Below are 8458 nucleotides of genomic sequence, written 5' to 3'. Positions count from 1 at the left end.
CGGCGATCTCGGCGCTGCTGGAAAACCTCGACGAGTTCCGGTCGGCTCAGGAACTGCACGACGAACTGCGTCGGCGCGGCGAGGGCATCGGTCTGACCACCGTCTACCGCACCCTGCAACAGATGGCGACCGCCGGGCTCGTCGATACGCTGCGCACCGACACCGGCGAGTCGGTATACCGGCGCTGCTCGGAGCATCACCATCACCATCTGGTGTGCCGGGCGTGCGGCTCGACCGTCGAGGTGCAGGGTGGTCAGGTGGAGGCATGGGCCACCGACGTCGCCCGCGAGCACGGGTTTTCCGACATCAGCCACACCATCGAGATCTTCGGGGTGTGCGGTGACTGCGCCGGTCAGCGGTCAGGCAACTAACGCCCGGCGCACGTCGGCGCCGGCGGAAAGGACCATGAGGATCAGCGTCCGCAGCGCCTCGTCGGTCAGGCCCGCGGCGGGGAAGTTGTAGCGCAGCATCACGTCGGCGACGCGTTTGGCCGCAGTCCTTCGGGTGGCTTTCGTCGAGGACCCGTTGGCCGCCGTATCTGGTCCGTCGGAGGCCTTCTCGACCAGCGCGACGGTGCCCAGCATGGTCCGGCCTGCCTGGTCGGCGACGCGCTCGCGGATCTTGTTGGTGAGCGGCAGATCCCACGCCAGCGGCTGGGTGAGGGACACCATCTCCAGCCCCTCGGCGATCGTCACGACCCGCAGTGAGGCGACGCTGCCGTCCACCGAGATGGTCAGTGCGCCGTCGGATTCCTCGACGAGGGTGGTCACCTCACCGAGCGCCGACGTGAGCCGCTCCAGGAGCGTGGTCATTCGGCCCGACCGCTCAAGCCCATCATTCGGCCCTGCCCCTCAAGCCCATCATTCGGCCCGACCGAAGCGTCGATTGCGGTTCACGTACTCCTCGCACGCCGCCCAGAGATCGCGCCGGTCGTAATCGGGCCAGAGCTTGTCCTGGAACACGTATTCCGCATACGCCGCCTGCCACAGCAGGAAGTTGCTGGCCCGCTGCTCCCCCGACGTCCGGATGAACAGGTCCACGTCGGGGATGTCGTTACGGTGCAGATGACGCGCGAACGCGGCCTCGGAGATGCGGCCCGCGCTGATCTTCCCGTCGGCAGCCTCCTGCGCGAGCGCCCGGGCCGCCTCCACGATCTCGGTGCGCCCGCCGTAGTTGACGCAATAGTTGATGGTGATGACGTCGTTGTCGACGGTCATCTGCTCGGCGATGTCGAACTCCTTGATGACGCTGCTCCACATGCGGGGTCGCGATCCGACCCACCGCATCCGCACGCCCATCGCGTTGAGGTTCTCCCGCCTGCGTCGCACCACCTCGCGGTTGAACCCCATGAGGAAGCGGACCTCCTCGGTGCTGCGCTTCCAGTTCTCCGTGGAGAAGGCGTAGACCGTGAGGTGTTTGACGCCGATTTCGATGGCACCGCACGTGATGTCGATGAGCACCGCCTCGCCCATCTTGTGACCCTCGGTGCGGCTCAGCCCCCGCTGGGTGGCCCAGCGGCCGTTCCCGTCCATCACGACGGCCACGTGGTTGGGCACCTGGCCCTCGGGGATCAGCGGTGCCGACTCCTTGGACGTGTGCTGCGGCGGTCGGGAGAACTTGCCGTTGGTCCTGGGCGGCAGGTCGGGAAACACCACCGGCCACGTCGACTTGTCCGGGAAGCTCGGGTAGTCGTCAGGCGCCGGGGGCAACTGCGGGTACTTCGCAGTCGTCTTTCCCCTGCCCCTGATCGTAGCCATGCGCAACATCCTGCCCGACCACGTAGCCCCGCTTCTCGGCGACCGTGCGATCGATCCGATAGACGCGCTCCACCAGCGGCAACGTCCGCAGCTGCCGTTCGAGGTGCCACTGCAGATGCGCGGCCACCAATCCGCTGGCCTGGCTGCGGTGCGACGAGGTGGACGCCTCGGCAGACTGCCAGTCGCCGTCGTGTAGCGCCGACATCAGATCCAGCACGCCCTGCGGCGGCGTCACCGAACCCGACGGTCGGCAGTGCACGCACACGCTTCCGCCCGCGGCGACGTGGAACGCCCGGTGCGGGCCCGGCGTCGCGCAGCGCGCGCACTCGGTCAGGGCGGGCGCCCACCCGGAGATGCCCATGGCGCGCAACAGGTACGCGTCGAGCACCAGCTCGCGGGGACGGGTGCCGTCGGCGACCGCGCGCAGCGCCGCGACCGTGAGCTTGTGCAGGGCAGGCGCCGGAGCCCGTTCCTCACCGGCGAGCCGTTCGGCCGTCTCCAGCACCGCGCACCCGCAGGTGTAGCGACCGTAGTCACTGACGATGTCGGTGGCGAACGCGTCGATGGCCTGCACCTGCGTGACGATGTCGAGGTTGCGGCCCGGGTAGAGCTGAACGTCGATGTGCGCGAACGGTTCGAGCCTGGCCCCGAACTTGCTCCGCGTGCGGCGCACCCCCTTGGCCACCGCCCGGACCAACCCGTTGTCCCGGGTGAGAAGGGTCACGATCCGGTCGGCCTCGCCGAGCTTGTGCTGGCGCAGCACGACAGCCCGATCTCGGTACAGCCGCATCGTGACAGTGTCCCACCTCGTGCCGACGGCACGGGTGAGGCCGGGCCGGATACCCTCGGTCTCAAATGGCTCCAAGCACCTTCCCAACCTTGACCCAGCTGCAGTACCAACTGGCCAGCGGCAGGGTGACGTCCGCCGAACTGACGGCCCGCTCGTTGGCCGCGATCGAGGCCAGCCAGGCCACGCTGAACGCCTTCCGCGTCGTGTTGACCGAACGGGCCACCGCCGACGCGGCCGCAGCCGACCGCAAACGGGCTGAGCGCCAGGATCTTTCGCGTCTCCCCCTGCTCGGCATCCCGATTGCCGTCAAGGACGACGTCGACGTCGCAGGTGTCCCGACCCGGTTCGGCACGTCGGGCGAGGTGGCACCGGCCACCGCGGACGCCGAGGTCGTGCGCAGGCTCCGCGCGGCGGGTGCCGTGATCGTCGGGAAGACCAACACCTGCGAGCTCGGACAGTGGCCGTTCACCAGTGGCCCCGGTTTCGGGCACACCCGCAACCCGTGGTCCGCCGAGCACACCCCCGGCGGCTCGTCCGGCGGCAGCGCGGCAGCCGTGGCGGCCGGACTGGTGACGGCGGCGATCGGATCCGACGGTGCGGGCAGCGTCAGGATCCCCGCGGCGTGGACGCATCTGGTCGGCATCAAGCCCCAGCGGGGCAGGATCTCGACTTGGCCGCTACCGGAGGCGTTCAACGGCATCACCGTCAACGGGGTGCTGGCCCGCACCGTCGCCGACGCCGCCCTGGTGCTCGATGCCGCATCGGGCAACGTCGACGGCGACCTGCACCAGCCGCCACCGGTGAACGTCTCGGAGTCCGTCGGCAGGGCGCCGGGACCGTTGACCGTGGCGGTGTCGACGAAGTTCCCGTTCACGGGCTTCCGGGCCAAGCTGCATCCCGAGATTCGGGCCGCGATGAAGACCGTCGCCGGTCATCTCGAAGATCTCGGGCACGGCGTCATCGCCGCCGACCCCGACTACGACCTGCGGACCTCGTGGAACTTCCTGTCCCGTTCGACGTCGGGACTGCTGGACTGGGCGCACCGACTCGGACCCTTCGTCACACTCGACGAACGCACCAGGAGCAACCTGCGGATGGGACGATTGCTCTCGGAGAAGACGTTGCGCGACGCCCGTGCCCGCGAGGCCGAATCCCAGCGCCGGATGGGCTACGTCTTCAACCTCGCCGACGTGGTCCTCGCGCCGACCACGGCGCTGCCGCCGCCGAAGGTGGACGACTTCGATCGTCGCGGCGGGCTCGCCACGGACCGCGCGATGATCCGCGCGTGTCCCGTGACGTGGCCGTGGAACCTCCTGGGTTGGCCGTCCATCAACATTCCCGCCGGCTTCACCTCGGACGGGCTGCCGATCGGCGTGCAGCTGATGGGTCCGGCCAACAGCGAGCCCCTCCTGGTGTCCCTGGCCGCTGCGCTCGAGGCGACCGGTGGCTGGGTAGCCAAGCAGCCCGACCCATGGTGGGACACGCCCGCGGGCTCGCGAAAGTAGGGGAATCAACCCCGGCGGGCGCCATCGGCATCAGCCCGACGGTGCTCTAGAAGCCTAGCCGCCCAAGCTGTTTCGGGTCCCGCTGCCAGTTCTTGGCGATCTTGACTCGAAGATCGAGATAGACCTTGGTGCCCAGCAGCTTCTCGATCTGAAGGCGCGCGGCGGTGCCCACCTCTCGAAGGCGCGCGCCGCCCTTGCCGATGACGATGCCCTTCTGCGAGTCCCGCTCGACGTAGAGGATCGCGCGGACATCGACCATCGGGCTCAGCTCGCCGTCCTTGTCTCGGTACCCCTCGCGCACCTCGACCTCGTCGATGACGACGGCCAGTGAGTGCGGCAACTCGTCGCGCACGCCTTCCAGGGCCGCCTCGCGGATCAGCTCGGCCATCAGGACTTCCTCTGGCTCGTCGGTCAGCTCGCCGTCGGGGTAGAACGCCGGACCCGGCGGAAGCTGGGCGGCCAACACGTCGGTGAGAACGTCGACCTGATCGCCCGTGGTCGCCGACACCGGCACGATCTCGGCGGCGCCGCCGGTCAGCTCACTTGCCGCCAGCAACTGCGCGGCGACCTTCTCCTTGGAGACCTTGTCGGTCTTGGTGACGATGACGATCAGCGTCGTCCTCGGCGCGACGGCGCGGATCTGCTCGTAGATCCACCGGTCGCCGGGGCCGATGCCCTCGTCGGCGGGGATGCAGAGGCCGATCACGTCGACCTCGGAGTACGTGTTCTTGACCAGTTCGTTGAGCCGCTGGCCGAGGAGCGTGCGGGGCCGGTGCAGCCCGGGGGTGTCGACGAGAACGATCTGGAAGCCCGCGCGATGCACGATGCCACGGATGGTGTGCCGGGTGGTTTGCGGGCGGTTCGACGTGATGGCCACCTTGGTACCCACCAGAGCGTTCGTCAGCGTCGACTTGCCCGTGTTCGGCCGCCCCACGAAACACACGAAACCCGAATGAAATTCGGTCTGCTCGCCGCTCACGTGACGGGGTTCCCCGCGCGGTCGGTGACGATGACGGCGGCCTCCGCGGACAGCTCGCGCACCGCGGCCACCCCGGCGTCGTCGGCTGACCCCCCGAGCAGCACGGCGGCCTCCAGGCCGACGGCCCCGCTGGAGACGGCTGCGGCCACCGCGGCCTGTAGCGCCGTCAGCGTCAGGGCGTCGAGGGTGACTGGCGCGCCCGCGTACGTCCTGCCGTCGAGGTCACGCACGGCGGCGCCGCTGGTGGCCTCCGCGCGACCCATGGCGCCACGCGCCAGAACCACCAACTTGTCGTCTTCGGCATCGAGGCTCACGCGTCGTCGTCCTCCTTCTCCGGCGGTTCGGTCGGACGGACCAGGACGGTGCCGACGCGGACCCGGCCGCGGTGATCGAGTCCGCCCTCGGCGCGCAGCCGCAGGTCGTCCCACGTCACCTCGGCGCCGGGGAGCGGGACGCGGCCCAGCTCGTGTGCCAGCAGGCCGCCGACGGTGTCGACGTCGAGATCGTCGGCGAGGTCGAGCTCGTAGAGTTCGGCGAGGTCTTCCAGTGGCAGTCGCGCCGACACGCGGAAGCTCTTGTCTCCCAACTCTTCCACGGGTGCGACCTCGTCGGTGTCGTATTCGTCGGCGATCTCCCCGACGATCTCCTCCAGCACGTCTTCGATGGTGACCAGGCCTGCGGTGGCGCCGTACTCGTCGACAAGCAGCGCCATGTGGTTGCGATCGCGCTGCATCTCGCGCAGCAGTTCGTCGAGCGGTTTGGAGTCGGGGACGAACACCGCAGGGCGCATCACTTCGACGACCCGGGTGTCGGTGCCACCGTTGCGCGAGTTGTAGGTCTGCTGGACGAGGTCCTTGAGGTAGACGACGCCGATGATGTCATCGACGTTCTCACCGATGACCGGCATCCGCGAGTGTCCGCTGCGCACCGCCAACGAGGTGGCCTGTCCGGCTGTCTTGTCGCTCTCGATCCACACCATCTCGGTGCGTGGCACCATGACTTCGCGGGCAACGGTGTCGCCGAGCTCGAACACCGACTGAATCATCCTGCGCTCGTCGTCGGCCACGACGCCGCGCTGCTGAGCGAGGTCGACCACCTCGCGCAATTCGATCTCCGAGGCGAACGGCCCGTTGCGGAATCCGCGGCCCGGCGTCAGCGCGTTTCCGATCAGGACGAGCAGTCGGCTGATCGGGGTGAGCAGCACCGAGATCGCCTGCAGCGGAAGGACCGCCGCGAGTGCGATCGGGTAGGCGTGCTGCCTGCCGAGGGTGCGCGGACCCACGCCGATGGCGACGAAGCTGACCACCACCATGATCGCCGCCGCGGCCAGCAGCCCCCACGTCAGACCGAGGTCCTCATACAGGAAGGCGACCAGCAGAACCGTGGCGGCGGTTTCGCACGTGATGCGCAGCAGCACGATCAGGTTGATGTACTTCGGCCGGTCGTCGATCATCCTGGCCAGCCGCGCGGCACCCGGTCGCTCGTCGCGGACGAGTTCGTCGACCCTAGCGATCGAGACGGTGCTGAGGGCAGCGTCGATCGCGGCGAACAGGCCCCCAACGGCGATCAGCGCGAGTGCGCCGAGGAGGGAGGCGATTCCGGTCACCATTCGTTGAAGTTTTGGGACTTGTCGAGCAGTCGGCGGTCCTTCTCGGTCTGCCGGTCCTGGTGATAGGCGGCGACCTGGTCGGCCACCCACTCCTCCAACAGTTCGCGTTGCAGGGCGAACATCTCCCTCTCCTCGTCCGGCTCGGCGTGGTCGTAGCCCAGCAGGTGCAGGACCCCGTGCACGGTGAGCAGCGCGAGCTCGTGACCGAGTGAATGCCCAGCCGTCTCAGCCTGTTTGGCGGCGAACTCCGGGCACAACACGATGTCGCCGAGCATCGAAGGACCGGGCTCGGGTGCGTCGGGCCTGCCGCCGGGCTCGAGCTCGTCCATCGGAAAGCTCATCACGTCGGTGGGGCCGGGTAGGTCCATCCACCGCATGTGCAGGTCGGCCATGGCGGCGGTGTCGAGCAGCACCATGGACAGTTCGGCGGCGGGGTTGACGTCCATCTTGGCGATGACGAACCTTGCGACGCTGATCAATTCGTCCTCGGACACGTCGATGCCCGATTCGTTGGAGACTTCGATGCTCACCGGCGCGGCCTGCCCGTGCCGGAGCGGCGCTCGGCGCGGTTCATCGACGCGGACCCCTCGGCGCGGGCGTAGGCGTCGACGATCTCGGACACCAGGCGGTGCCGCACCACGTCGGCGCTGGTGAGTTCGGCGAAGTGGATGTCGTCGATGCCACCGAGGACCTCGGTGGCAGCGCGCAGGCCCGACTTGGCGCCGTGCAGGTCGATCTGGGTCGAGTCGCCGGTCACCACGATCTTGGAGCCAAAGCCCAAGCGGGTCAGGAACATCTTCATCTGTTCGGGGGTGGTGTTCTGCGCCTCGTCGAGGATGATGAACGCATCGTTCAACGAGCGGCCGCGCATGTACGCCAGGGGTGCAACCTCGATGACCCCTGCGCTCATCAGCTTCGGGATCAACTCCGGATCCATCATGTCGTGCAGAGCATCGTAGAGCGGGCGCAGGTAGGGATCGATCTTCTCACTCAGCGTGCCCGGCAAGAAGCCCAGCCGCTCGCCTGCTTCCACGGCGGGCCGGGTGAGGATGATTCGCGAAACCTGCTTGGTCTGTAGGGCGTTGACGGCCTTGGCCATGGCCAGGTACGTCTTGCCGGTACCCGCCGGTCCAATCCCGAACACGATCGTGTGCGCGTCGATCGCGTCGACGTAGCGCTTCTGATTGAGCGTCTTGGGTCGAATCGTCTTGCCGCGCCGCGACAGAACGTCCAGTGTCAGGACTTCGGCCGGTGACTCGTTGCCGGTGCCGTTGACGATGCCGACGCTGTGGCGCACTGCCTCCGGGTTCAGCGTCTGCCCGCCTGCCACGACGGCGACGAGTTCGGTGATCACCCGCTCGGCCATTGCGACGTCGGCGGGCTCGCCGGACAGGGTGACCGCGTTGCCGCGCACGTGGATGTCGGCGCTGAGCATGCGTTCGAGGGCGCGGAGATTCTCGTCAGCGGAACCAAGCAGGCCCACCACGAGGTCGGGCTGCACATTGATCGTCGTGCGTACGTCGTTGCTAGATCGCACGGTGCTGTCCGAGGCGGTGTTCGTCTCGCGGGGCGTCACGTGATGTTCAGTGCCTGCTTTCCGTGCTCTGGTCGCTGTCGAATGCTCTGGCTAGCTTACCGCTGGTCACCGTCGGGTCCCAATGGTGAAGGGGTCGTGATACGAAGAAGGGGCACCCGATCGGGGTACCCCTTCCCTGCAGAGCAGATGTCAACGAATCTGCTGCATGGCGTTGTCGGTTTGTGAATCGACGTCGAAGGGCTGGATGACGCGCCGCAGGTCGTGCTGCCGGTCGATCCCCA

10 protein-coding genes are annotated in these 8458 nt (G+C 68.1%); 2 read left to right on the top strand and 8 right to left on the bottom strand.

Going from position 1 to position 8458, the window contains the following annotated elements; genetic code table 11:
* The coding region (locus ABW137_RS32150) for a Fur family transcriptional regulator (protein WP_526406365.1) at window positions 1-371 on the top strand (371 nt) is incomplete at its 5' end.
* Here ABW137_RS32150 and ABW137_RS32145 read toward each other — a convergent pair.
* The 3 genes from ABW137_RS32145 to recO are packed head-to-tail and all read right to left on the bottom strand — an operon-like array spanning window position 360 to window position 2547.
* Window positions 360-812, bottom strand: coding sequence for a hypothetical protein (locus ABW137_RS32145; protein WP_526406363.1), 453 nt, complete (start codon window positions 810-812; stop codon window positions 360-362). The two genes, ABW137_RS32150 and ABW137_RS32145, sit on opposite strands and share 12 nt — an antisense overlap.
* A 48-nt stretch (window positions 813-860) precedes the next feature.
* Window positions 861-1757 carry a decaprenyl diphosphate synthase gene (locus ABW137_RS32140; protein ID WP_526406361.1) on the bottom strand — a complete coding sequence of 299 codons (897 nt, stop codon included), beginning with the start codon at window positions 1755-1757 and terminating at the stop codon, window positions 861-863.
* Complete coding sequence (gene recO, locus ABW137_RS32135; protein ID WP_526406359.1) at window positions 1693-2547, bottom strand: DNA repair protein RecO; 855 nt, start codon at window positions 2545-2547, stop codon at window positions 1693-1695. The genes ABW137_RS32140 and recO overlap by 65 nt, the downstream gene beginning before the upstream one ends.
* A 65-nt stretch (window positions 2548-2612) precedes the next feature.
* Between recO and ABW137_RS32130 the strand changes: the two genes are divergently transcribed.
* A complete protein-coding gene (locus ABW137_RS32130; protein WP_526406357.1) occupies window positions 2613-4052 on the top strand; it encodes an amidase in 1440 nt (479 codons plus the stop codon).
* A gap of 46 nt (window positions 4053-4098) precedes the next feature.
* Here the strand turns inward: ABW137_RS32130 and era are convergent, their stop codons facing one another.
* The 5 genes from era to ABW137_RS32105 are packed head-to-tail and all read right to left on the bottom strand — an operon-like array spanning window position 4099 to window position 8216.
* Window positions 4099-5031 carry a GTPase Era gene (gene era, locus ABW137_RS32125; RefSeq protein WP_526406355.1) on the bottom strand — a complete coding sequence of 311 codons (933 nt, stop codon included), beginning with the start codon at window positions 5029-5031 and terminating at the stop codon, window positions 4099-4101.
* Window positions 5028-5345 carry a cytidine deaminase-like protein gene (locus ABW137_RS32120; RefSeq protein WP_526406353.1) on the bottom strand — a complete coding sequence of 106 codons (318 nt, stop codon included), beginning with the start codon at window positions 5343-5345 and terminating at the stop codon, window positions 5028-5030. The genes era and ABW137_RS32120 overlap by 4 nt, the downstream gene beginning before the upstream one ends.
* A complete protein-coding gene (locus ABW137_RS32115; RefSeq protein WP_526406366.1) occupies window positions 5342-6637 on the bottom strand; it encodes a CNNM domain-containing protein in 1296 nt (431 codons plus the stop codon). Before ABW137_RS32115 ends, ABW137_RS32120 begins: the two co-directional genes overlap by 4 nt.
* Window positions 6634-7170 (bottom strand): rRNA maturation RNase YbeY, encoded by a 537-nt coding sequence (gene ybeY, locus ABW137_RS32110; protein WP_526406351.1) that lies wholly within the window; start codon window positions 7168-7170, stop codon window positions 6634-6636. The genes ABW137_RS32115 and ybeY overlap by 4 nt, the downstream gene beginning before the upstream one ends.
* On the bottom strand, window positions 7167-8216 hold the full coding sequence (locus ABW137_RS32105) for a PhoH family protein (RefSeq protein WP_526406349.1): 1050 nt from the start codon (window positions 8214-8216) through the stop codon (window positions 7167-7169). The genes ybeY and ABW137_RS32105 overlap by 4 nt, the downstream gene beginning before the upstream one ends.
* Window positions 8217-8458 lie beyond the last annotated feature (242 nt).

This window comes from Mycobacterium sp. (assembly GCF_040509115.1).
Taxonomy (GTDB): Bacteria; Actinomycetota; Actinomycetes; order Mycobacteriales; family Mycobacteriaceae; genus Mycobacterium.
Note: the sequence above shows the minus strand (reverse complement) of the source record. Positions and strands in the feature narration are given on the sequence as shown.

What these genes read in the sequence shown, in the direction of transcription:
- ABW137_RS32145 (WP_526406363.1), bottom strand. Translation starts at nt 812, where the DNA reads ATGACCACGCTCCTGGAGCGGCTCACGTCGGCGCTCGGTGAGGTGACC.
- ABW137_RS32140 (WP_526406361.1), bottom strand. Translation starts at nt 1,757, where the DNA reads ATGGCTACGATCAGGGGCAGGGGAAAGACGACTGCGAAGTACCCGCAG.
- recO (WP_526406359.1), bottom strand. Translation starts at nt 2,547, where the DNA reads ATGCGGCTGTACCGAGATCGGGCTGTCGTGCTGCGCCAGCACAAGCTC.
- ABW137_RS32130 (WP_526406357.1), top strand. Translation starts at nt 2,613, where the DNA reads ATGGCTCCAAGCACCTTCCCAACCTTGACCCAGCTGCAGTACCAACTG.